The organism is Paenibacillus illinoisensis NBRC 15959, assembly GCF_004000925.1.
Classification (GTDB): domain Bacteria; phylum Bacillota; class Bacilli; order Paenibacillales; family Paenibacillaceae; genus Paenibacillus; species Paenibacillus illinoisensis.
Genome location: NZ_BIME01000002.1, coordinates 244,990 through 268,040 on the forward strand (window position 1 = coordinate 244,990; position 23,051 = coordinate 268,040).

Annotated in this window: 23 protein-coding genes; 17 read left to right on the top strand and 6 right to left on the bottom strand. The window is 45.4% G+C overall.

What is annotated here, in order from left to right; translation table 11 throughout:
* Window positions 1-47 precede the first annotated feature (47 nt).
* The 7 genes from PIL01S_RS06575 (at window position 48) to PIL01S_RS06605 (ending at window position 7,804) form a co-directional block, all read left to right on the top strand.
* Window positions 48-1,268 carry an amidohydrolase family protein gene (locus tag PIL01S_RS06575; protein WP_127536810.1) on the top strand — a complete coding sequence of 407 codons (1,221 nt, stop codon included), beginning with the start codon at window positions 48-50 and terminating at the stop codon, window positions 1,266-1,268.
* Between the two features lie 327 nt (window positions 1,269-1,595).
* Window positions 1,596-2,528, top strand: coding sequence for an ABC transporter permease (locus PIL01S_RS06580; protein ID WP_127536811.1), 933 nt, complete (start codon window positions 1,596-1,598; stop codon window positions 2,526-2,528).
* Between the two features lie 9 nt (window positions 2,529-2,537).
* The gene (locus tag PIL01S_RS06585) at window positions 2,538-3,428 is read left to right on the top strand and encodes a carbohydrate ABC transporter permease (protein WP_371859921.1); all 891 of its coding nucleotides are present in this window, start codon (window positions 2,538-2,540) and stop codon (window positions 3,426-3,428) included.
* A 56-nt stretch (window positions 3,429-3,484) separates the two neighbouring features.
* On the top strand, window positions 3,485-4,969 hold the full coding sequence (locus tag PIL01S_RS06590; protein WP_127536812.1) for an ABC transporter substrate-binding protein: 1,485 nt from the start codon (window positions 3,485-3,487) through the stop codon (window positions 4,967-4,969).
* Between the two features lie 16 nt (window positions 4,970-4,985).
* On the top strand, window positions 4,986-5,945 hold the full coding sequence (locus PIL01S_RS06595) for an amidohydrolase family protein (protein WP_127536813.1): 960 nt from the start codon (window positions 4,986-4,988) through the stop codon (window positions 5,943-5,945).
* A gap of 192 nt (window positions 5,946-6,137) precedes the next feature.
* Entirely contained in the window at window positions 6,138-6,788 is a 651-nt protein-coding gene (locus PIL01S_RS06600; RefSeq protein WP_127536814.1) for an HAD hydrolase-like protein, read from the top strand.
* An 83-nt stretch (window positions 6,789-6,871) separates the two neighbouring features.
* A complete protein-coding gene (locus PIL01S_RS06605) occupies window positions 6,872-7,804 on the top strand; it encodes a copper amine oxidase N-terminal domain-containing protein (RefSeq protein WP_127536815.1) in 933 nt (310 codons plus the stop codon).
* A gap of 111 nt (window positions 7,805-7,915) precedes the next feature.
* Here PIL01S_RS06605 and PIL01S_RS06610 read toward each other — a convergent pair whose 3' ends face one another.
* The gene (locus PIL01S_RS06610; RefSeq protein WP_127536816.1) at window positions 7,916-8,767 is read right to left on the bottom strand and encodes a helix-turn-helix transcriptional regulator; all 852 of its coding nucleotides are present in this window, start codon (window positions 8,765-8,767) and stop codon (window positions 7,916-7,918) included.
* Window positions 8,768-8,940: 173 nt separating this feature from the next.
* Here PIL01S_RS06610 and PIL01S_RS06615 point away from each other — a divergent pair, with 173 nt between their 5' ends.
* On the top strand, window positions 8,941-10,347 hold the full coding sequence (locus PIL01S_RS06615) for a family 4 glycosyl hydrolase (protein WP_127536817.1): 1,407 nt from the start codon (window positions 8,941-8,943) through the stop codon (window positions 10,345-10,347).
* A 316-nt stretch (window positions 10,348-10,663) separates the two neighbouring features.
* On the top strand, window positions 10,664-11,587 hold the full coding sequence (locus PIL01S_RS06620; RefSeq protein ID WP_127536818.1) for a bifunctional helix-turn-helix transcriptional regulator/GNAT family N-acetyltransferase: 924 nt from the start codon (window positions 10,664-10,666) through the stop codon (window positions 11,585-11,587).
* A gap of 106 nt (window positions 11,588-11,693) precedes the next feature.
* On the opposite strand, the gene PIL01S_RS06625 is transcribed toward PIL01S_RS06620, so the two are convergent.
* From PIL01S_RS06625 to PIL01S_RS06645, 5 genes are all read right to left on the bottom strand, one after another.
* The gene (locus PIL01S_RS06625; protein ID WP_127536819.1) at window positions 11,694-12,263 is read right to left on the bottom strand and encodes a class I SAM-dependent methyltransferase; all 570 of its coding nucleotides are present in this window, start codon (window positions 12,261-12,263) and stop codon (window positions 11,694-11,696) included.
* A 26-nt stretch (window positions 12,264-12,289) separates the two neighbouring features.
* Window positions 12,290-13,390, bottom strand: coding sequence for a sensor histidine kinase (locus PIL01S_RS06630; RefSeq protein WP_246058105.1), 1,101 nt, complete (start codon window positions 13,388-13,390; stop codon window positions 12,290-12,292).
* Entirely contained in the window at window positions 13,383-14,063 is a 681-nt protein-coding gene (locus PIL01S_RS06635) for a response regulator transcription factor (protein ID WP_127536820.1), read from the bottom strand. The genes PIL01S_RS06630 and PIL01S_RS06635 overlap by 8 nt, the downstream gene beginning before the upstream one ends.
* Window positions 14,064-14,146: 83 nt before the next feature.
* Window positions 14,147-14,713 (bottom strand): class I SAM-dependent methyltransferase, encoded by a 567-nt coding sequence (locus tag PIL01S_RS06640; protein ID WP_127536821.1) that lies wholly within the window; start codon window positions 14,711-14,713, stop codon window positions 14,147-14,149.
* Between the two features lie 53 nt (window positions 14,714-14,766).
* Entirely contained in the window at window positions 14,767-15,270 is a 504-nt protein-coding gene (locus PIL01S_RS06645) for a DedA family protein (RefSeq protein ID WP_127536822.1), read from the bottom strand.
* 609 nt (window positions 15,271-15,879) lie between these two features.
* On the opposite strand from PIL01S_RS06645, the gene PIL01S_RS06650 reads away from it, so the two are divergent.
* The 8 genes from PIL01S_RS06650 (at window position 15,880) to PIL01S_RS06685 (ending at window position 23,038) form a co-directional block, all read left to right on the top strand.
* A complete protein-coding gene (locus tag PIL01S_RS06650) occupies window positions 15,880-17,082 on the top strand; it encodes a glycoside hydrolase family 5 protein (RefSeq protein ID WP_127536823.1) in 1,203 nt (400 codons plus the stop codon).
* Between the two features lie 216 nt (window positions 17,083-17,298).
* Window positions 17,299-17,838 carry a GNAT family N-acetyltransferase gene (locus tag PIL01S_RS06655; protein ID WP_127536824.1) on the top strand — a complete coding sequence of 180 codons (540 nt, stop codon included), beginning with the start codon at window positions 17,299-17,301 and terminating at the stop codon, window positions 17,836-17,838.
* 330 nt (window positions 17,839-18,168) lie between these two features.
* Window positions 18,169-18,852: a biuret amidohydrolase gene (biuH, locus tag PIL01S_RS06660; protein ID WP_127536825.1), complete on the top strand. Its 684-nt coding sequence runs from the start codon at window positions 18,169-18,171 to the stop codon at window positions 18,850-18,852.
* Window positions 18,853-18,900: 48 nt separating this feature from the next.
* Window positions 18,901-19,908, top strand: coding sequence for an ABC transporter substrate-binding protein (locus PIL01S_RS06665; protein ID WP_127536826.1), 1,008 nt, complete (start codon window positions 18,901-18,903; stop codon window positions 19,906-19,908).
* A gap of 11 nt (window positions 19,909-19,919) precedes the next feature.
* A complete protein-coding gene (locus tag PIL01S_RS06670) occupies window positions 19,920-20,744 on the top strand; it encodes an ABC transporter ATP-binding protein (protein ID WP_095357492.1) in 825 nt (274 codons plus the stop codon).
* Complete coding sequence (locus PIL01S_RS06675; protein WP_127536827.1) at window positions 20,741-21,493, top strand: ABC transporter permease; 753 nt, start codon at window positions 20,741-20,743, stop codon at window positions 21,491-21,493. The genes PIL01S_RS06670 and PIL01S_RS06675 overlap by 4 nt, the downstream gene beginning before the upstream one ends.
* A complete protein-coding gene (atzD, locus tag PIL01S_RS06680; RefSeq protein ID WP_127536828.1) occupies window positions 21,490-22,563 on the top strand; it encodes a cyanuric acid amidohydrolase in 1,074 nt (357 codons plus the stop codon). The genes PIL01S_RS06675 and atzD overlap by 4 nt, the downstream gene beginning before the upstream one ends.
* A gap of 40 nt (window positions 22,564-22,603) precedes the next feature.
* Window positions 22,604-23,038 (top strand): cupin domain-containing protein, encoded by a 435-nt coding sequence (locus PIL01S_RS06685; protein ID WP_095286573.1) that lies wholly within the window; start codon window positions 22,604-22,606, stop codon window positions 23,036-23,038.
* The last annotated feature ends 13 nt before the right edge of the window (window positions 23,039-23,051 follow it).

Here is a 23,051-nt window from a genome sequence, read left to right on the forward strand (position 1 = left end):
TCACATGCTATGGATACCATTGAAACACGAGTGAAGGGGATGAAGCTATGGAGAAACAGTTAACCATCATTAAAAACGTAAAATGGGCAGATGATCTATTCGATCTAACGATTGATCGAACGACGGGAACAATCATCAGCATTGAAACAGCTGCAACCGATGCGGAGTTTGCATCTGGAGGTACCAACCATAACGGGGCAAATGTCTTCGAAGCGGGAGGTCTGCATTACGTTCCACCCATGGCAGATATGCATATCCACCTGGACAAACATTTTCTTGGCGAGCCGTGGAAGACACTGCAGCCCTTTGTCACCCTGCCTGGCCAATTGGAATTCGAGAAACGCATGCTGGGAGAACTTCCGACCGGAGCAGGCGAACGCGCTAAACGGTTGTTGGATTTAATGCTGGCCCAAGGTACGGCCAAGATCCGAACGCACGTTGACGTTGATCCGCAAATCGGTCTTTCGCATCTTGAAGAGATATTGGAAGTTCGTGAATTATATCGGGGCCGCATGGATATGGAGATCGTTGCGTTTCCTCAACAAGGACTACTTCGATCCGAATCTGTAGCCGTCATGCGGCAAGCACTCCGCGCTGGAGCCGATTATGTAGGCGGTGTGGATCCGGCCGGGCTGGACCGCCGAGTGGACGCCAGCCTGGAAGCGATGTTTGAGCTGGGGGCTGAATTTGCTGCGGGAATCGACTTACATCTGCATGACCCGGATCACCTCGGAACATACACGATCGATCGTTTCGCTGATTTAACGGAACAAGCAGGCATGTCCGGCCGCACTTCAGTGAGCCACGCCTATTGTTTGGGTCAGGTTACTGAAGCAGAGGTACGTACATTGGCAGAAAAGCTGTGCGCGACCGGCGTATCCATCATGACAAGTGCACCTATCGATAGACCTATGCCGCCCATTAAGCTATTGCTGGAAGCGGGAGTAGCTGTACATGTCGGTTCGGATAATATTCTGGATTCGTGGAGTCCATTCGGCAATGGCGATATGCTCTCACGTGGGTCACGTCTCGCTGAAGCCTCCGGTTGGGTAGAAGACCACTGGTTACTTGAGACATACAAGCTGATTTCCAATGCGCCGTTAACTCCAAAAGTGGGTGATCGCGCCGATTTCTCTTTAGTAAATGCCTTGAATGCGATGCATGCGCTGGCAGCGGTACCTCCTCGAGAAGCGGTATTCTCGGGTGGTGTGCTTGTTGGAGGCCGTGCGTTCCCAACCAGTAGGCGGATGGCAGAAATTCATTCATAACTATTTTCTGCTAGGAGTAAGATGCAGCGCGTCCTTGATGCGCTGCTTTTTTTGTTTGCTGAAGTAGGATGTATGAAAAACTAGACATGTTGTGTTCTCACGTGATCATTGTTGACACGGATGTCGGGATAGAGAGTTCCTTTTGGTGTATCAGTCCAAGATGCGTTGAATTTTTTAGACGATAACACCAATGACTAGGGGACGTTTACAGCGTATTATTCTTGTAAGAAGAAAATAACGTTAGATAAACTTACACGAAAGAGAAAAGGAGGGATATATTTGATTTACGACACCAAGTATCTTTACGTAGAAAAGGGGGAGAAGGGCATGCGTCGTAGTGCCTTTGCATATCGCATCCAAAACATAAAAAGGCATTGGTTGCTATTGGTCATGATCTTACCAGGTATCATCTATCTGTTCATCAACAACTACTTGCCGATGCTTGGCATTATCATTGCATTTAAAAATGTTAATTTCGCAAAGGGGATATGGGGAAGCGACTGGGTAGGTCTTGAGAACTTCGCCTACCTGTTCCAAACGCAGGATGCCTGGGTGATTACCCGAAACACATTATTGTACAATGGCGCGTTTATCGTGCTCGGAACGATACTCTCTATAGCCGTAGCGGTGTTGCTAAACGAAGTAAGAAAAAGATTCTTCTCCCGCTTGTATCAGAGCATTATTTTACTGCCTTACCTCATCTCTATGGTTATAGTCGCTTATTTGGTACTAGCCTTGCTAAACGAGGAGAACGGGTTCGTCAACCATTACGTGCTTCCTTGGCTGGGGATCGATTCGGTGTCGTGGTATGCAGACGCTGGGAAATGGCCTTACATATTAAGTGTCGTGTACCTGTGGAAAAATGTTGGTTATACCTGCATCGTCTATCTGGCCTCCATCGTAGGCATCAGCCAGGAGTACTACGAATCAGCTACGCTGGATGGAGCTTCCAAGTGGAGGCAAGTTTGGAGCATCACCCTTCCACTGATTAAACCCACAATGGTTATTCTGGTTCTCCTTTCGGTTGGACGCATCTTCAATTCCGATTTTGGACTGTTCTATCAGGTTCCGTTGAATTCAGGTGCACTGCAAACTACTACGGATGTCATTGACACTTATGTTTACCGCGGATTGATGACTTTCGGGGACTTCGGGATGTCATCTGCAGCAGGACTATACCAGTCCATCGTCGGATTTGTGTTAGTCATGACGACCAATGCGTTCGTTCGCCGAAAAGACAAGGATCTGGCTCTGTTTTAGTAAAAGGGGGTGGTCAACTTGTATTCAAATCGAGTTTATCAAATAACGGTTCACTTCGTGCTCATCGCGATGGCAATTGCTGCAGCATTTCCGTTCCTGCTCCTCATATCCGCTTCGCTTACCGAGGAACAAGCCATCATTAGAAATGGATATAGCTTGATTCCAGATCAATTCAGTTTCGACGCTTATGTGTACTTGTTCAATCAGTATTCATTGATTCTGCGCTCGTACGGAATTACCACGTTCATCACGATTGTGGGAACCATTCTTGGCCTTCTGATTACAACCCTCATCGCTTATCCATTATCGAGAAATGTGCTTCCGTTTCGTTCGTTCCTGTCCTTCTTTGTATTTTTCACTCTGCTTTTCAATGGCGGGCTCGTGCCCATGTACCTGGTGTATACGGACCTCTTCCATTTGAAAGACACCATCTGGTCCTTGATCATCCCGAATCTACTGACTAATGGCTTCTACATTTTATTGATGCGCAGTTTCTTCTCCACGTCAATTCCCGGTGAAGTTGTGGAGTCGGCTTACGTGGATGGTGCCAATGAATGGGTTATTTATTACAAAATTGTTCTCCCGCTAGCGCTTCCTAGTCTGGCTACGATTGGTCTGATGCTCATGATTTCGTACTGGAACGATTGGTTTAACGGTCTGATCTTCATCAATGATGGAAGCCTGTACAGTATTCAGAACCTGCTTAACCGGATGTTGTCGGATGTTCAGTATTTACAGCAGAACAGTTTGTCCGGCCAGACGGCTGTCGCTTCATCCGTACCTCTTGCAAGCGTGAGAATGGCTATTGCCGTCATCGGTGTACTGCCGCTTATCGCAGCCTATCCGTTTTTCCAGAAGTTCTTCGTTAAAGGGTTGACCATTGGAGCTGTAAAAGGCTAACAGCGCTCGGCATCCAATAGGTTGTTCCAATAGCAAACATGGGGGAGTGAAGAAAGATGTTTACAAAAAAAAGGTTTGTAGGTTTCACGCTGGTGGTTTCCTTGTTTGGTGTTTTACTAACAGCATGCGGAAATTCGGGCAGCGAGGAAGAATCGGTACGCGGAAATGATGCAGAAACCGGCTTGTACGAAGTGGTCATGACGTATCCAGCTTTTGGTGACGTGACGGATGTCAAGGAGGTCCAGGATGCCATTAGTGAAATTACAGCTGAGAAAGTAGGTGCAACGGTAAAGCTCCTGCCTGTAAATGGCTCCAATTATGCGAATCAGATGAACTTGATGCTGGCTGGCAGCGATAAACTGGATCTGGTGTATACCAGTGTGTGGTTTGGTCTGGAGTCTCAGATCAGCAGGGGGCAGCTGCTGCCTATGGACGAACATTTGAATGAATTCGGCCAAAAGATTCTGGAGACCATTCCGGGAGAAGCGGCGGAAGCCGGAAGAATGAATGGTGAAACCTATGGCGTTCCAAGCATCAAAGCCTGGGCACTATCTCCAAGTTTTGTGATGAGCAAGGAGCTGGCTGATAAGCATGGTATCGACCTTGCGTCCATAAAGACATGGAGCGATATCTCGGGTGTGCTGCAACGTATCAAGGATGAAGAGCCGGGAGTCACACCAATCGTCAGCTATACCTCGCAGGAAACTCCCGGACAGGCCATGCTGAATTTCGATCCATTGGGAACAGCGCCTGGCGTACTGGATTTCAATGGAACAGATTACACCGTGCAGAATCTCTTTGCCACCGAACGCTTCTCAACGATGACCGATCTGATGCGCGAGTGGTACGAGAATGGTTATTTTAGCAAAGATGTTGCAACATCCCAGGAAACGGGATCCAACCTGATCAAGGCGGGCAAAGCCTTCTCCTATATCCGGAATATCAATGAGTGTTACTCGGAATCACTGGCGGCAGGGACAGAGCTTGCATGTGTTCCCCTGGAGGATTCCTATATGACGCGAAATAGCGTTGCTTCCAACATGATGTCTTTGGCGAGAAACAGTGAGCAGCCGGATAAGGCAATTCAGGTGTTGGAACTGTTCTACTCGGACGAAGCGGTTATTAATCTGTTCACGAATGGCATCGAGGGCAAGCACTATGTTAAACAGAGCGATGGCCTCATTGCCAAGCCGGACGGCGTGAGCTCATCAGGATATGATTCCAATCAATACGCAGTTGGCAACAATTTTCTATCCTATATCTGGGAAGGGAATGACCCTGATATGTGGGAGGTGTTAAAGAGTGAAAATGAAAGTGCCGTAAAATCAAGGGCGATGGGATTCAGCTTCGATATCAATCCGGTCAAAACGCAAATTACATCGGTAACCAATGTCCAGAATCAGTATGACGCTGGATTTCAGACAGGAACGTTTGACCCGGCAGAATTGCCAGCTTATATCGAAAAATTAAAGAGTGCAGGCGTTGACAAAATATTGGCAGAAAAGCAAAACCAGTTAAACCAATGGCTTGAAAACAAATAAAAGGAGCTGATCATATATGTTTAATCCCGTTATTGATGTGCATCATCATATCATTTCTAGAGAAATGCAAAGGAAACAGAAGGAGCTGGGCATGGAGATTCCGAGTTTTATGCCGAAGTGGACGCCCGAGATTGGACTTGAGAAAATGGGTGTAGCCGACATTTCGTTTTCGTTTCTTTCGGCCCCGTCAGATCTGACATTCATTGACCAGCCATCTGCCAATACGCTTGCGCGGAAAATGAATGAAGAGCTTGCTTCGTATGCTCAGCAGTATCCAGAAAAGTACGGTGCATTTGCTACGCTGCCGCTCCCTGATGCCGAAGCTGCCCTGGAAGAAACCATATATGCGCTAGATATTCTTGGACTGGATGGAGTTGCAATGCTCACTAGTTATCAAGGGAAATATTTAAGTCATCCAGATTACGCTGAACTGCTAAGCGAGTTGGATCGACGTAGTGCGGTTGTGTTTCTTCACCCGATTCTCATTCCCCAGAAAATTGCCGGACTGAGTCCTGCGCTGCTTGAAGGAACCTTTGATACGACGCGTGCTGTCACTACGATGGCGGTTCATCGCATTTTCGACCAATACCCTTCAATTAGGTTTATTCTTCCTCATACAGGAGGCATGGTTCCGTACATCAAATGGAGGATTGCCCTTGCAGCCATTGGGCAGGATTCCATCCAAGTGGAAGCAACGCCGGAACTATTCGAAGCCGAAATGGCCAAATTGGACCATCTCTACTATGATTCCACGCTGAACCTCGGCACAATCCAAAAGTTAATTGGGCCTGATCGGATTCTATTTGGTGCAGATATTCCCTGGCCGGCAGACAGCGTACTACGCATGCAGCGGGAGTCGGTACTCCATGAAGCCATGCAGATTAGCGAAGATAACATGAAGGCTATTGCTTACGGCAACGCATTTCGTCTCTTTCCCCGCATAAGTAAGTTTTACGAAAAAGTGACACTGAACTAACTTCAGAACGACTCTAAACTGTGCCGAATGAAGAGTAGAGGGGTATATCTGTTGGAAATAAAAAGAGCAGCTTGCCAATGGGCAAACTGCTCTTTTTCAATAGTTATTAAGAGAGATCATTTCAGTCACACCGTAAGAACCTAATATATGTATAATAATATATAATGTAATTTAACCGAGGGAGATGCAGCTATGTCACAATCACTTATATTTGATATGGATGGAACGTTGTTTCAAACAGATAAAATTTTAGAATTATCACTTGAAGATACGTTTAATCATTTAAGAGCACGACATGAATGGTTTAATTCTACACCCATTAATCAATATCGAGAAATTATGGGGGTGCCGCTGCCCAAGGTATGGGAAACGTTATTACCCCAGCATTCTGCAGAGGTGAGGGAATTAACGGATGCGTATTTCCTAGAAAGATTAATACATAATATAAGAAATGGTAAAGGGGCTCTATACCCTAACGTAAAAGAAATATTCGCCTACTTTAAAAAGAGAGATTTCTCAATTTACATAGCAAGTAATGGTTTGACTGAATATCTAAGAGCCATTGTTGCGTATTATCGCTTGGATCATTGGGTTACGGAGACGTTTAGCATTCAGCAAATTCAATCGTTGAATAAATCAGATCTTGTTCAGCAGATTATCGTAAAATATGGAATTTCGAATGGAGCTGTAATAGGAGACCGCCTATCGGATATTCTTGCTGCTAAAGACAACGGTTTGGTAGCGATCGGATGTAATTTTGATTTTGCCAAAAGTGACGAACTTTCACAGGCTGATATCGTTATCGATGATTTAATCGAGTTAAAAGAGTACTTTTCTCACTGATGGTGTTGTAAACTCCCTATCGAAACGTATGCATTCTGCCGATAATGAAGGTGCATATATTTTTACTTCAGGAGGAATCATCGATGAAAAAAACGGTCATCTTGTTAACAAGTCTAACGCTAATGTTAGGCACCGCTGCAGGCACAGCCTCAGCCAAACCGGGAAACACTCCACCCGGAAAACCAAGTAAAGAAGTATCATCAAAAGCACCTAAGGACAAGCAGCGGCAAGCGGAGGAGAAACAGACCGAAGAAATCGATCCTTCTGAAACGGTCCGCGCGGAAGAAGATGAAGTGAAGGAGCCTTCAGTATCAGAGGCAGAGAATACAGAGAGCCCTACAACCGAATCATCAGAACCCGGTAAAAAAGGACCAAAAGGATACAAAGGGTTGTTAAAAGCCATTCAAAATGTAAAGGATAAGCCGGCGGGTACCGTTTTGGCTGATATTTTGCTCACAAAATATGCAGCTGAATTGACGGACGAACAGAAAAAAGAACTGGAAGCTATCATGGAAGAGGATAAGGCATTGGAAACCGCAGCAGAGATGCTTGAGAATAATGGTAGTGTGACGGATGCTGTGTATTTGCAGGAAGAAGCCATAAAGGCTAATTTCAAAAACCTGGATCTGTACAAAACATTGGGGAAACTGAATGAAAAGGCGGGTAAAAAGAATGGAGTGAAGCTGTATGTGAATGGTGAAGGGACAGATGCCGAACCGTTCATCAAAAAAGGTAACACATTCGTTCCTTTTCGCGCCATTGCCGAGACTTTGAACGCCGAAGTCACCTGGAACCCTGAAGAACGCTCCATAACTGTCACCAAGGATGGAGTAAGCATCAAACTTGTGGTTGACAGTAAGACCGCAACTGTCAATGGTCAAAACGTATCATTGGATGCGCCAGCCACCATCACCAAAGGGAGTACGTATGTGCCTGTTCGTTTTATAAGTGAGGCATTGAGAGCAACTGTCCTATGGGAAGAGCAAAGCAGAACCGTTGTAGTCTATGAAGAATAAATAGGGTAGGGACAGAACGATTAGCATACAATCGGAGCACAGCTAGGAGAAGAAGCCGCCATGAGGCGGCTTTTTTGCGTTTTTCCTGCACACTACATCAATGTAATCTAATCATTCAAACTTGGATGGAGGCACGTTATAGTATTTTTTGAAAGCTTTCGAGAAGGTAAACGGATCCGGATAGCCCAGGAAGCCGGCGATTTGTTGGATCGTATACTTTTTCTCGTAGAGATAATCCCTCGCGCGATTCATTCTGATCTGGGAAATGTACTGACCCGGGGTGATCCCGACGGTTTTCTTGAAATAGGAAATAAAATACTTCTCGGAGATCCCTGCCATCGCTGCGAGATCGTTCATCCGTATGGGACGATGCAGGTTCGCATCGACATATTGAAATACGTCTTGTAATACGTCCAGGCTACCTTCGGATTTTCTGGGTTTCTTGCCGTTCAGGAATTGACCGACATAGGCGCCCTGACCGTAAAGCTCGATAATCTTTGCGATAACGGCAAGAAGAGAGGCTTTTAAGTAGAGTTGGTTCCCTGACGTGCCGTTCTCCTGTTTCAATCGACGAAATGTTCTGGTGAACAGCATGGTTTCCTCTTGAATCAGGTTGCCCGGCACAATTCCCGGAAGTTGAAAACCGCCCAGAATTCGCTGCTGCTCGCCGATGCCAAAGTCGAAATGGATGTATATGAATCGGCAAACGTCCTCGGACGTCGAGGCGATATAGGGCATATCCGGATAAAAAAATATAGCATCCCCCGGGACTGCCGTATATTCGAACCCATCGATCATCATTTTAATGGAGCCCTCTTGAATGAACCAAAGATCGTAATCAGGATGCGATTTGTGTTCAGTCCAGTCTTGATTGTGAGTCTGTTCTAGATAGGAACTCATCCGGAGATGAATATATTCCGAAAGTTCGTTAAGGATGCTCATATTCAATCTGTTTTCACTCATCCGCTTTCCTCATCCACCTTTACCACATGACATCTTTAAAATTAATTCATTATATCAAAGGTTTTACACGTTGTTAAATATCGTACGATATGACATGTATTGAAAACTATTGCACATTCCGATTATTAGCCACTCTTCTATAATGAACTTATATCACATGAGGAGGGCTATTCATGAACACGACGAACATGCCGCAGCCTAAGGTTGTCGTTATTGGCGCAGGGAGTCTATTTTTTGGTCGTCAGTCCATATGGCAGATGGTTCATTCCCCTTACTTGAACCAGGGGACGCTTGCTCTGGTCGATACCGACGAAGAGCGGCTGGCAAAAATGGTGAAACTTGCGGAGATGGTTGCTCGGGAGAACAATGTATCCTTGAAGATTGAGGGCTCGACAGACCGAAGACAGGTGCTTCCGGGGGCCGACTTCGTTGTACTCAGCTTCGCAGAACAATCGGTGAAATATCGGGGGATTGATTGCGAGGTATCGTTGAAATACGGCATCCGTATGTGCTCGGGGGATACAATCGGGCCAGGAGGAATTTTCCGTGCGATGCGGGAATTGCCGATCATTATGGAATGCGCCAAAGACATAGAGGAGCTCTGTCCCGATGCTTGGGTGATTAACTATATCAATCCGTCTACCGTCCACGGTATAGCGTTACACCGTTATGCACCGAAGCTGAAATCGTTCGCGCTTTGTGACAGTCATCATATGCCTCATAAGAAAGCTTATTATGCTGTGCGAGCAGGGATCATTGGCGACAGAAAGGAGTTCACCGAGGAAATCGATCGAAAGTTTGATTTCCGCATTGCCGGGGTCAATCATTTTACGTGGCTCCTAAAGGCGGAGTTCGAAGGCAAGAATGTCATGCCGACGATTGCGGAGGCTATGCGGAAATCCGCTGGTGAGGAGAACAACGGTGGTGATCAAGGTGCCAAAGCTCTCCATAACGACGCCATTACGTATGAGTTGTACGATATTTTTGGATATATCCCTACATGCACTGCACATACGAAGGAATATGTCCGGTATTGGCAAGGTCATGGCAAATCGTCGGATCGTATCCCGCCGTTATCAATCTGGGAGACAGAGGACCGTTATCATCGTCACGACGAGATGTGGAGGCAAGTGGACGGCTTCCTTTCGGGGGACATTCCCATTGCCGATTACATGAATACCTTCGGCCCGGATCATGCAACAGACATTATTGAAAATATGGTGGGTAATCTGGGGAAACGCTTCTTCGTGAATACCCTCAACAATGGGGCAGTGACAAATATGAATGATGATTCGTTCCTGGAGCTGTTATGTGATGTAAGTATGGAGGGAGCGAAACCGGTTCATGTTGGTGAGATGCCGAGAGGAATTCGGGGAATGCAGGAGCTTGTACTGGATACCCATGAGCTTACGGCAGAGGCCGTTGTGGAGCAGAGCTTGGAGAAGCTAAGAAGAGCGATGTTGACGGATCCGCTTGTTAGTTCCATCGGTGACGCGGACCAGATCATCAAAGAACTTCTGGAATTGGAACGTGAGATGATTCCAGATGTCTGGTATTCGGATGGACTGATCAAAATCTGAATTCGGATAACTCATAGAAAAGGGTCTGGTTTTTAATCCTAAATTGTTTACGAACTACCGAAGAAAGTCGCTCATGTGGCGGCTTTTTTGGTGTGGTCTGATTCCAGAGGCATATGGATCTTTGTTATTTATCAAGTAGGTAGTTACAAGGAACCGAGTTGTGACCTCAATTTGGCAGCAATTCGGTTTTTCTTTATTTTGGTGGGCCATCATCATTTATTTGACTAAGTCAAATAAAATAGGGTAAAGTGTATATAGTTGACTTAGTCAAGTAAATGAACCCAGTAAATTATGTTCTGTGTGTCAGGAGGAAACTATGAAATCACTAACATCGATCATTCCAATTATTCGCGAATTTAACCGTTTTTACACCAAGATACTGGGGCTGCTGGACAAGCATCTGCTCGACAGTGACTTTTCTCTCTCGGAGGTCCGGGTTCTTTACGAAATAGGCAATGCCGAACACTGTACCGCAAGTGTGCTCACGGAGCAACTGGGACTTGATCCAGGGTACCTGAGCCGTATGTTGAAGAGGTTTGAAAAGCTCGGACTAACCTACCGTGTTCAATCCAAGGAGGATGCAAGATCGTCCTTGCTGTATCTCTCGGAATTCGGAGAAGAAACCTTGGCTCGAATGAACGCCTTATCCGATGATCAAATTCGTAACATGATTATCAATTTGTCTGACAAGAGCCGGTTAGATATCGCCCGAAGTATGACCGCCATTCAGAATGAATTATCTGGCCATTCCGCAAAACCGAGAATACAATTCCGGACCGAACTAAAACCCGGGGACGCCGGGGCATTGATTCATCTTCACGGTTGGGTATATGCGGAGGAATGCGGCTATAATCATATTTTCGAAGCATATGTCTGCAAGACGTTTTATGAGCTGCTGCAAACCTACAGCCCGGACAAAGATCGGTTCTGGCTGGCAGAAGCCGATAACGAAATTGTCGGCAGTATTGCGGTAATCGGTCATTCAGGTGAAAGAGCTCAGATTCGCTGGTTTATCTTACATCCAGATTGCAGAGGCATGGGGATCGGAAAGAGGCTCATCCAGGACGCCATTGCTTACTGCAGAGAAAAAGGGTACCGCAGCGTCTTTCTGGAAACGACGGAGGACCAGGAGACGGCCATAGCCATGTATACCAAGGAAGGTTTCGTCAAAATAAAAGAACAAGAGAACGAATCCTGGGGAGTTCGCCACATCGAACAAACCTATGAACTTGAGCTTTAATGGAAAATAGCCGCTGAATTAAGCGGCTTTTCTTGATTAAAGGAAACACGATCGAATTTTTATGAGTCAGGGGCGATTAACTTAGTTGATCAGGTGTGGATATTTTTCAGGTGTCGTTGTCTTTCTTGCGGCATGTATACACGAAGACGGGTGGGAAATTGTAGGGGACAAACTGGATGTTCTCCATAATCAGCTCTTCAGCCAGAGTTTGCTTCATATGAAGTGAGTACTGATATAAGACCAACCTGCCGCCTGGCCGGAGAGCTTGAGTCATTTGAGCAAGAATGTGTTCTCTCATTGTCTTGGAAAAATTAAACAAAGGTAATCCGCTAATAATGCAATCCAAGTGTAGAACTTGCTCCTGATTCATTTTCTTTACTAAAGAGGAGGCATTGGAAGCGAGCTTGAAATGAGGATATTCCTTTTTTAGAGCTTTCCTCATTCTTCGGTCTCTTTCAAATAAAAGGACTGCTGCAGAGCTCGGTAAATGGGCTTCCATGATGCGTGTTATAGCACCCGTTCCTGCCCCAAGCTCTGCTATGGCTCGAACATCATTCCAATACACAGACTGAATAATTTTACGTGCCAGAAATGCAGAACTGGGGAAGATGCTTCCTACTCTTTTCGGATTCTTGAGGAAAGCTAGCAGAAAAAGAAGAAAGTTGGGTATTTTCAATCATTTATCCTCCATTGTTGTAAAATCTACCGGATGCCGGAAGGCAACCTTAGCCGAAACCTAAATACATTATCCTCATGCTGAAGGGTTAGGGTGCCATGATGCAGCTCTGCAATATTTCTTGCAATTGAAAGGCCGAGCCCGGATCCCGATTGAATGCCTTCGCTGCTTCTTGAATAATCCACCTTATAAAACCGGTCAAACAGCTTGTCCATCTGTTCTGCCGTTAGGGGAGTTCCTTTATTTTCGACTTCAATGATTACATGCTCAGGCTGCATGGCCATTCGGATATGAATCGTACCCGGTTTGAAAGAATACTTCAGGGCATTCATCAACAGATTATCGATGGCGCGAGCCATCTTATCACTGTCGATATAGGTCATCATTGGTGAATCGCCAATGTCTTTCTCGATGTGGATGCCATTTTCCATGGCGAGAGGTTCAAACTCGAATAACATCTGGTCTATAAGTTGAAATAAATCAATTTTTCTCAGATCCAATTGGGTATCAACGGAGGTAAGACGAGTATATTCAAATAGATCATCCAGCAATTTTTTCAAGTGCGTTGCTTTGTTATAGGTGTTTTCTACGAATCGTGTATACTCAGCCTCGTCTTGAAAGGAATTGGTCCGCAGAAGCTCAATGTAGCCAATAATACTCGTAAGAGGCGTACGCAGGTCATGCGAAATACCTGTAATTAAGTCCATTTTGGATTTTTCCAATTCGCGTTCCTTCATGATTTGTTGTTGAAGCTGCTCCGTCATGAGATTAATGTTGGTGGCGACCCGTCCCAATTCGTCTTGGCGATTAACGGCTACCCGATAATCCAGATGGCCCTCCGATATGAATTGAAGACCTTGCTCCAAAGAGACCAGATCTCTGACTATTTTTCGCGTGGCAATCAAAAAAGTGAATGTGAAGATCAATATAAAAATAGGCGTAATGACATAAGGGAAAAAGTTAAGAAGCCAGTGCCATTCTAATCCATCACTGATTTTGGAAGCCGTCATAATAAGAATATTATTCACGCAAACGGAACCAACAATTGAAATAACAAAACTGATCACCAATCGATTGAGGATGTGGAACTGTATCTTTTTCGTTTGCTTGGATTGCGGCTTAGTCAACTTTGTAACCTACTCCCCATACCGTTTTAATATATTGAGGCTCTCTTGGGTTCACTTCCAGCTTCTCACGCAGATTGCGGATGTGTACCATCACGGTATTATCCGAATATCCGTAAGGTTCTTTCCACACGGTTTCGTATATCTTCTCGGAGCTGAATACCTGTCCGGGGTGGCTGGCAAGCAGCTCAAGTATTGAAAACTCCAGCGGTGTAAGCGGAATATCGTTCTCTTTTAACTTCACGGAATGTTTAGTTTTATCGATGACAAGGTCTTTAACGAGAATTAAAGAGTTATATTCAGCTTTTCCAATCAGGGTTTGACGCCGCAGCTGAGCCCTGACACGAGCGAGTAATTCCAATGGATTAAACGGTTTGACCATATAGTCGTCGGCTCCGGTAGTCAGGCCAGTGATTTTATCAATGTCTTCTTCTTTGGCTGACAGCATGATGATCGGAGTGTTGGATACTTCGCGAATTTTAAGACAGGCTTGAATTCCATCCAAGACGGGCATCATAACATCCAGAATGACGAGTTGAACCGATGTTGTTTTTATAATATTGAGTGCTTCCAGACCATCGGCTGCTTCAATGACGTGATATCCTTCGTTACGTAAATAGACATGAATGACATCGCGGATATCGGGTTCATCATCGACAACGAGTACGGTGTTCATAAATCTAGCTCCTTTTTAGTCCACTCTAAAATAAATATAATGAATTCGTGACATCTACCAGTGTAATCCATCGTCCAGAATGTTTAAATTGTTTCCTTTTTGCGACAGACATAAACAAACGCAGGAGGGATATTCAATGGCACGATATCGATGTTCTCGATGACAAAATGTTTGGAAAGTGTCTTTTTCATCTGAAGCGAATATTGAAAGGCGATGAATAAACCTCCAGGTTTGAGAGCCTGATCGATTTGGTCTACCAACGTGTTTCGGAGCTCAGGCTCAAAGTTAAAAAACGGCAATCCGCTAAAGATACAATCTAATTGCTGAACGCCTTCTTGCTTCATTGAAGCTACTAATTGAGCAGCATTCGGATAGAAGGAGAATGTGGGAAATGCCTTTTGTAAATTAGTCCTCATAATCTGATTCGACTCAAACACAAATACGTTGGTACTATCCTGCACCTGTTTTTCAATATAACGAGTGATGGCCCCTGTGCCTGCACCGAGCTCTGCGATGGCCTGGAATTCAGGCCATGGTGCATGACTGACCATTTTGCTAGCCAGGAAGCGAGAACTTGGTATGATGCTGCCTACATGTTTGGGATTCTTTACAAAGCTTTTCAAAAACAAAATCGTTTCATCTGAATTCATGAATTAAGTTCCTCCAAGGGTTTCATATCGATTTTTGCAAATACAAGACGGACTCAAAAGCGTAATAACTGAAGCACAGACAGAAGGGGATCTCCAAAGTAAATGCCTGCAGCAAAATACGTTAAGGTCCAGAGTAGAGCACTGGAATAGGTTATCATTGCAAATCTTCTAAAATGTACCCCGCTCAGCCCGATCACCAGAGGAAGAACATATCGTACGACTGGAATAAACAAACCGATCGACATCGCCCAATGGCCCCGTTGGTTCAGCATTCGTTCGGCTTTGATAAAATGTTTATTATGTTGAAATCGGTATAGGTTCTTGGCGCCGTACAATTTACCTGCAACATAGGCAGCAGTGATCGCTGTTAAAAGTCCGGATAAAATACAGAAGTAAGTGATCCCGGCATTGATTGCACCGGTGTGGCTCAGGATGGCCCCGCTGATAATCGTGATCTCATTCGGAATGGGAATTCCGAACGGACCCAGGGAGAAGGCAAAATAAAAAATCAGATATCCATACTGATGAAGCAGCTCTAAGATTGTATTACTGACCATGGTTTTACCTCCTCGCTTGTCGATAGCAAAATCATAATGAAATAAACTGAGGAATTAATGAGTATATTTCTAAAGAAAATCTAAAGATTATTTAAGTAAGTTAACAACTTATCTCCATTCAACCTAAAAAAGCCTTGCCAAAAAGTTGGCTAGGCTTGATTTGTTTTAATAGAAACGATGGTCATTGAGCAATTCTCGCAATTGATATGCTGCTGCATAAGTTTCGTGTACGAGCTGGATGTATTCTTCCTTGTATTCGTAGGATTCCAATTGCTCAATGTTCCGAAAAAAGTTGAATGGTATGTCTAATTGGTAAATAGGTCACAGCAATAATAGAGAAAAACTCTGAATATTTGGGCAGGATTTTTCTAAAGAATTTCTGAGTATGACGGGATATAGCCAAGATTGGGACAGATTGTTTTCGTCGAAAATTCCATGCAGAATATTGTTCTTTATTTTCCATATTTGTGTTATTCTGTTGATGATAGGCGACCATTTCATTGGTGTGATCGATATAGAAGGGAGGGACATCTGCTCGATTCATTCAATTGCTATAAAGAGAGTAACGGCACTGCTTGTAAAAAATGAGAAATAAGCGGAGGTTTGGTTATGCTCAAAAAAATGAAGAAATATGGTGTTTGCAGTTTGGCACTTGTATTGTTTGCGGCTGCGGCATTGACCGGGTGGAGTACTAAAGCATCGGCAGCGGATTTCAGATCATTGAACGCTTCACAGATTGTATCGGAGATGGGTGCAGGATGGAATCTGGGGAACCAGCTTGAAGCAACGGTGAATGGCGTCCCTAGTGAAACGGCTTGGGGCAATCCTGTCGTTACTCCAGAGTTGATTAAAAAGGTAAAGGCAGCAGGCTTCAAGACAATTCGCATTCCTGTATCCTATTTCAATCATATTGGAAGCGCTCCCAATTACACGATTAACGCGGCGTGGTTGAATCGAGTCCAAACCGTCGTTGATTATGCATATAATGAAGGTTTATATGTCGTTATTAACATTCATGGAGATGGGTATAATTCCATCCCGGGCGGATGGCTTCTTGTGAATGGCAGCAATCAGGCTGCAATTAAAGAGAAATACCAAAAGGTGTGGCAGCAGATTGCTACCAAGTTCAGCAATTATAATGAGCGTCTTATTTTTGAATCGATGAATGAAGTGTTCGACGGAAATTACGGCAATCCGAATGCTGCATACTATGCTAACTTGAACGCCTATAATCAAATCTTTGTGGACACGGTCCGGCAGACTGGGGGCAACAACAACGCCAGATGGTTACTGATTCCAGGCTGGAACACCAATATTGACTATACGGTGGGCAATTATGGCTTTGCTCTTCCAACAGATAATTTCAGATCCTCGGCAATCCCGAGCTCTCAGAAGAGAATTATGATCTCCGCACATTACTACTCTCCGTGGGATTTTGCTGGTGAGGAGAACGGAAATATCACGCAGTGGGGCGCAGCGGCAACAAATCCTTCGAAGAAATCAACCTGGGGTCAGGAAGACTATCTGAATGCACAATTCAAATCGATGTACGATAAGTTTGTAACACAGGGCTATCCGGTTGTTATTGGAGAATTTGGCTCCATTGATAAAACGGCGTATGACTCCACCAATAACGTTTATCGTCAAGCTTATGCGAAAGCGGTAACGGCAACTGCCAAGAAGTACGGGGCCGTGCCGGTGTATTGGGACAATGGCCATAACGGTCAGCATGGTTTCGCTTTGTTTAACCGCTCAAACAACACGGTTACCCAGCAAGGCATTATTAATGCCATCATGCAGGGGATGCAGTAATCAAATCATGCGTTTCATCGTACGAAAGGCATGTCCTCTCACAAGAAAGGACATGCCTTTTTTTATGTAGTACTCGTTCGGTATCGTTCAAACACAAATACCATATTGCCAATGAATTTTACATAAGCCATATACAGAATTCATTAAACGCCACAATACCTTTTATATACTTAATTTGCTTATATAGCGAACTAAAAGGACTAGGTGGTAGACAGAATGTTAAAAAAACGCGATTTGCATGAATGCCACGCACTGTACAGCTTATTGAACGACCCCTCAGTGTCACCTTATGTTCGTTACCAATGTCATTCACCTGAGGAATATGTATTCCTGACCAAACAGTTGATGGACGAGGAAGAACAGAAAACCACGATTTCCCGTACAATTTTAAACGAAGCGGGCCAGCCCATTGGAACCATTGATTTGTATCATATCGTAAACCATACAGGGTTTCTGGCCACATGGATTGGAGCACCTTACTTCGGTAACGGATACAGTCAACGGGCGAAATCCATCTTTTTGAGTGAACTATTTCTCGAACATGCCATAGAAACGGTGTTTTTGAAGATTCGCAAACAAAATATCCGGTCGAGCAAAGCTGCACAAAAACTGCCCTATGTAAAACTGGCCAATGTTTCGCATTCTGAATTATACGGATCCATCAATACCAGGGAGCAGATTTATGACCTCTATCGCGTGGAACGGATCGACTTTATCGAGTACAGTATGATCCTGAACCAAGGAGTGGCTACATAACTGCACAATTCTATAAGGTCAAAGATAGGTAGTATTATCATCTTAACAACTCATACCAATCAAGAGTCGCTGAATCAGCGGCTTTTTTTGTTGCTCTTTAGGCCAGGGGATAGAGGATTATGTGATAATTTATAACACACAGATTGAATGGTTGTGAAAAATAACAAAAAATAATGAAGCTTTTTTATGGAAAACTACAAAGACATTCAGAAATGTTCGTAATATAATATGACGCAAGAAGAATGAATGAAGGAAGGAATAAGTCAGGTTATATAACATCGAAATAAATCAACACAGGGATCTCAGTTCTGTTCTGAAAGGAGAATATTTATGCAAATTACAGCAGCACCTTACAGTTGGCCTTACGACGGGAGCATCGATCCCTGTAAAACCGCATTAGTCATTATTGATATGCAAATCGATTTTTGCGGCAAAGGAGGGTATGTGGAACAGATGGGGTATGACTTGTCCCTGACGGCCAAACCCATTGAGCCTATTCGAAAGCTCTTGCATCGGGTCAGGCAGATAGAAGATTTTCACGTCATTCACACGAGAGAGGGACATAAACCGGACCTATCCGATCTGCCTGCGAACAAACGTTGGCGCAGCAAACAGATCGGGGCCGAGATCGGTTCTTCCGGACCGGCAGGACGCATTTTGGTTCGAGGTGAACCGGGCTGGCAGATTATAGAGGAGCTTGCTCCCATCGAAGGTGAATCGATCATTGATAAGCCGGGTAAAGGCAGTTTTTATGCTACAGACCTGGATCTAATCCTCAAGAATAAAGGCATTACTCATCTGATCTTAACGGGAATTACAACGGATGTTTGTGTGCACACAACCATGCGTGAAGCCAATGACAGAGGATATGAATGTCTGATCCTGGAAGACTGCACGGGAGCAACCGACCCTGATAATCATCACGCAGCGCTCCAGATGGTCAAAATGCAGGGAGGCGTGTTCGGCAGCGTCAGTAACTCCAGCGAGGTTTTAAAGGCGCTAGCTGCCTTTTAAGCAACACTGCCACAGCAATAGAAAAACAACAACATGGGAGGAAATCATATGTGGAGATGGTCCAGAAAGTCACTGCTTATCGTAATGTCGGTTTGTTTGCTCGCACTAACAGCTTGCGGGTCGAACGATGTGCCTAGCTCTGCTTCAGGAGATGGAGAATCCGGTGGATTGAAAAAAGTGGTTCTGCGTCTAAAATGGGTTCATCAAGCACAGTTTGCCGGATTCTATACCGCCGTAGAGAAGGGATTTTACAAAGAAGCGGGTTTGGATGTTGAGATCAGACCCGGCGGCGCGGATTTTCCTTCCGTACAGATGATTGCATCAGGTGCAGAGCAATTCGGCGTAACGGGCGCAGATCAAATACTGATGGCCAGGGAGAAAGGGGTTCCCGTGAAGGCGCTGTCCGCCATTTACAGAAAAACGCCATTTGTATTGTTTAGTCTCAAGGATTCAGGGATCACGAAGATGGAGGATCTGGTCGGCCAGAAGATCGGTGTGAAGCTTGGAGGTAACGAAGAGCTGACTTACCGAGCAATGGTGAAGAATGCGGGCATAGACGGAACCAAGGTGGAGGAAATGCCAGCAAAATATGATCTCAGCCCATTGCTCAGCGGACAGGTGAAGGCATGGCCGGGTTATGTCATTAATGAGGTCCTCGCCGTACAGGAGCAGGGGAATGAAGTCAATATTATTGAGCCGAGCGATTATGATATTAACTTTTATGCGGATACGTTGTTTACGACAGAGGACATCATCGAGCGTGATCCCGAAATGGTGAAAAGCTTCGTACAGGCTTCCATGAAGGGGTGGAGCTACGCTATTGAGAACCCGGAAGAGGCTGCCGAATTTGGCTTGAAATACGGGGATAAATTGACCATTGACCACGAGGTGAGCATGATGAACGCAAGCATTCCTTTGCTGGAGCCGGAGAATCTTCCCCTCGGCAAGATGGAATCAGAGGCATGGGACGTGCTGCAGCAGAACTTGATCGATCTGGAATTCTTGAAGGAAGAGCAAAACCTTGAAGACGTATTTTCAAACGAATTTATCGAATAGGGTGTGATTTTATGCTAACAACGGCCAGTGGTCTGGAGAAAGAAGCTTCAGGGCTGCATGAACAACAGACAACCATTTCTTCCAAAAGCGACATCGCGGTTACGTTGAAAAATTGCTCCTTATCCTTTGGTGACGTCAACGTATTGAATAATGTGTCGATTGATATTTATAAAAATGAGTTTGTTTCCATTCTCGGCCCAAGCGGCTGCGGGAAGTCTACGCTGCTCCGGTTAATGCTCGATCTGCTTCAACCCAATGCAGGAGGAGAGATCGTCTATCCATCGAAGGATCTCTCGCTCGGCATGGTGTTTCAGAAGCCTGTATTGATGCCCTGGCTAACCGCAATCCAAAATATATCCCTGCCTCTCACGATCGGAGAGAAGAAGTTCACCAAAAAAGAGATCAAGGAAAAAGCGGAATCCTCGCTGCGGCTGGTTGGACTTCAGGATTTCATGAATCATTTTCCGCATCAGCTGAGCGGCGGCATGCAGCAGCGGATTGCGATTGCAAGGGCACTTGCTGCAGATCCGACAGTATTGCTTATGGATGAGCCCTTTGGGGCGCTCGATGAATTTACGAGAGAAAAGCTGAATTTCGAGCTGCTGCGTCTATGGGAGAGTCCCGAAACGAGCCTAAGTACAGTTGTGATGGTTACCCACTCGATTCAGGAATCCGTGCTGCTATCCAACCGCGTGATCATGATGTCACCAAGGCCTGCCGGCGTGGAGGATATTATTTCGGTTCCCCTGCCTTCACCGAGGGAAATTGGCATGGATGAACTCCCGGCCTTCCACCAGACTGTCAATGAGTTAAGAAAGCGGGTCAAACACCTATGAAAACCAAGATCAAAGATGCCATGTATCCTGTCGTATTCGCCATTGCCTTTCTTATATTATGGGAACTCATTGTACGCCTTTTCGACATACCCCTTTATTTGCTTCCATCTCCCACAGGCATCTTATCGGTAATGGACAGCTCCTTATGGTCACATATGCTGGTCACGCTGCTGGAAGCTTTGGCAGGCTTCGTGCTTGCCAATGTCCTGGGATTGATTACCGCAGTGATCTTCGTGCATTCCAAACCCATTGAAAAGGGAGTATTCCCGCTGGCGATTGCACTCAAAACGACCCCGCTTGTCGCTCTGGCTCCGCTTCTGGTCGTATGGATGGGGACGGGATATTCCTCCAAGGTCGTAGCCTCCATGCTAATCTGTTTCTTCCCTATTTTGGTCAACAGCGTAAAGGGTCTGAAAGCCATTGAGCATGAAGCATGGGAGCTGTTCTCCACATATAAAGGCACCAAGTCGGAAATTTTCTGGAAATTACGGCTGCCTGCAAGTTTACCTTACGTGTTTTCTGCGTTGAAAATCTCGACCTCGCTGGCTATCGTGGGTGCCATTGTCGGTGAATTTGTCGGCGCTAACAAAGGGCTCGGCTATGTCGTCCTGGTATCTTCATACCATATGGATACACCTGTGATGTTCTCCGCAATTATTGCATCCGCACTATGCGGACTGGTTCTCTTTTGGGCCATCAGCTTACTTGAGAGAAGAATTATATTCTGGCAAAGGACGGATGACCTATGATGAGATGCACGGTGAACCGTATTCCAAGCCGTTCGCCTAACGATACGGCTGCGATGGAGAAAGCGATCCAAGAGGGAATCATTGATCCTCAAGATGTGGTTGCAGTATTAGGCAAAACAGAGGGCAATGGCTGCGTGAACGATTTTACGCGCGGTTATGCTGTGCTGGCGTTAAAGCAATTTTTTACCGAATATCGGAAAGAATCAACTTCTTCCATATCCTATGTCATGTCTGGAGGAACCGAGGGCATATTGAGCCCTCACTTTACAGTGATTAGCCGTAAAGGTGCTTATAACCAAGATGTTCAGAGACAAGATCAGAAATCGCTGGCCATTGGCGTCGCGAAAACACGTGATTTCCTTCCAGAGGAAATAGGAAGGCTGGCTCAAGTGGACGAGGTGGAAGCTGCCGTTCAGCGAGCCATAGCGGAAGCTGGCATCGAATCTTCGGCAGATGTACATTTTGTGCAAATTAAGTGTCCGCTGTTAACGTCCGAGGGCGTGCATGATGCTTTGAGCAGATCACAAACCACTGTGACAGAAGATACTTACAAATCCATGGGATATTCACGAGGAGCCTCCGCACTAGGTGCGGCAGTTGCTCTCGGTGAGGTGGAACGAGCTGGACTTCAAGATACGGACATTTGCGATTCATGGCATCTGTTCAGCAGTGTAGCCTCCACGTCGGCAGGCAGCGAGCTGGCGTATTGTGAGGTGATCGTCTTCGGCAATTCTGACTTTGCGGAAGGTCCGTTTTTTATCGACCATGCTGTAATGAACGATTCTATTGACGCTCCTGCACTCAAGCGCCTGCTGGATGTTCATGCTGATGCTGAAATGGTGCAGGTGATGGCTAAGGCAGAGGCTGATCCCACCGGATTCATCCGGGGTCACCGGCACACGATGCTTGATGATTCGGATATCAACCATACGAGACATGCGCGAGCTGTCGTCGGAGGTGTGCTTGCTTCGGTGTGTGGTGATCCAATGATCTATGTGTCTGGTGGAGCCGAACATCAGGGGCCGGCAGGCGGCGGGCCGGTGGCGGTCGTTTTTAAACGTAGGAAATAGACGGGATACATCCATAAAAAACAAATGGAGGAATGACACGATGATTACAGCCAAGAAAACTGAGGTTATCACTGGAGAAGACATGCAATGGGGATTAATGCCGAATCATATTCACCTGTATCACCGCGAGATTGTGTCTGCGGAACAGGCGGATCAGATGGGGTTTCGTGCCAGCTCTGTTTTGTGGGAAAAGATTGGAGTCGGCGGTCAGGTATTGCCTCACTATCATGATGTAGCTGAAATCATTCACATCACGGTAGGTAAAGTGAAACTGTTATGCAATGGAGAATGGAAGAGCTACCAGGCAGGCGATACGTTCCATGTCCCGGCAGGCGTTATTCATTCGGTAGCTAATGACGATGTACAGGCGACAGAGCAGATCAGTATTTTTTTGCCGGTTGAAGAAAATGCTCCGGTTAACTCCTTTTTTAATACGACATTAGTGGAAGATGTCTTTTCCACCAAATTGAAATAGTCAGGCGGGATGG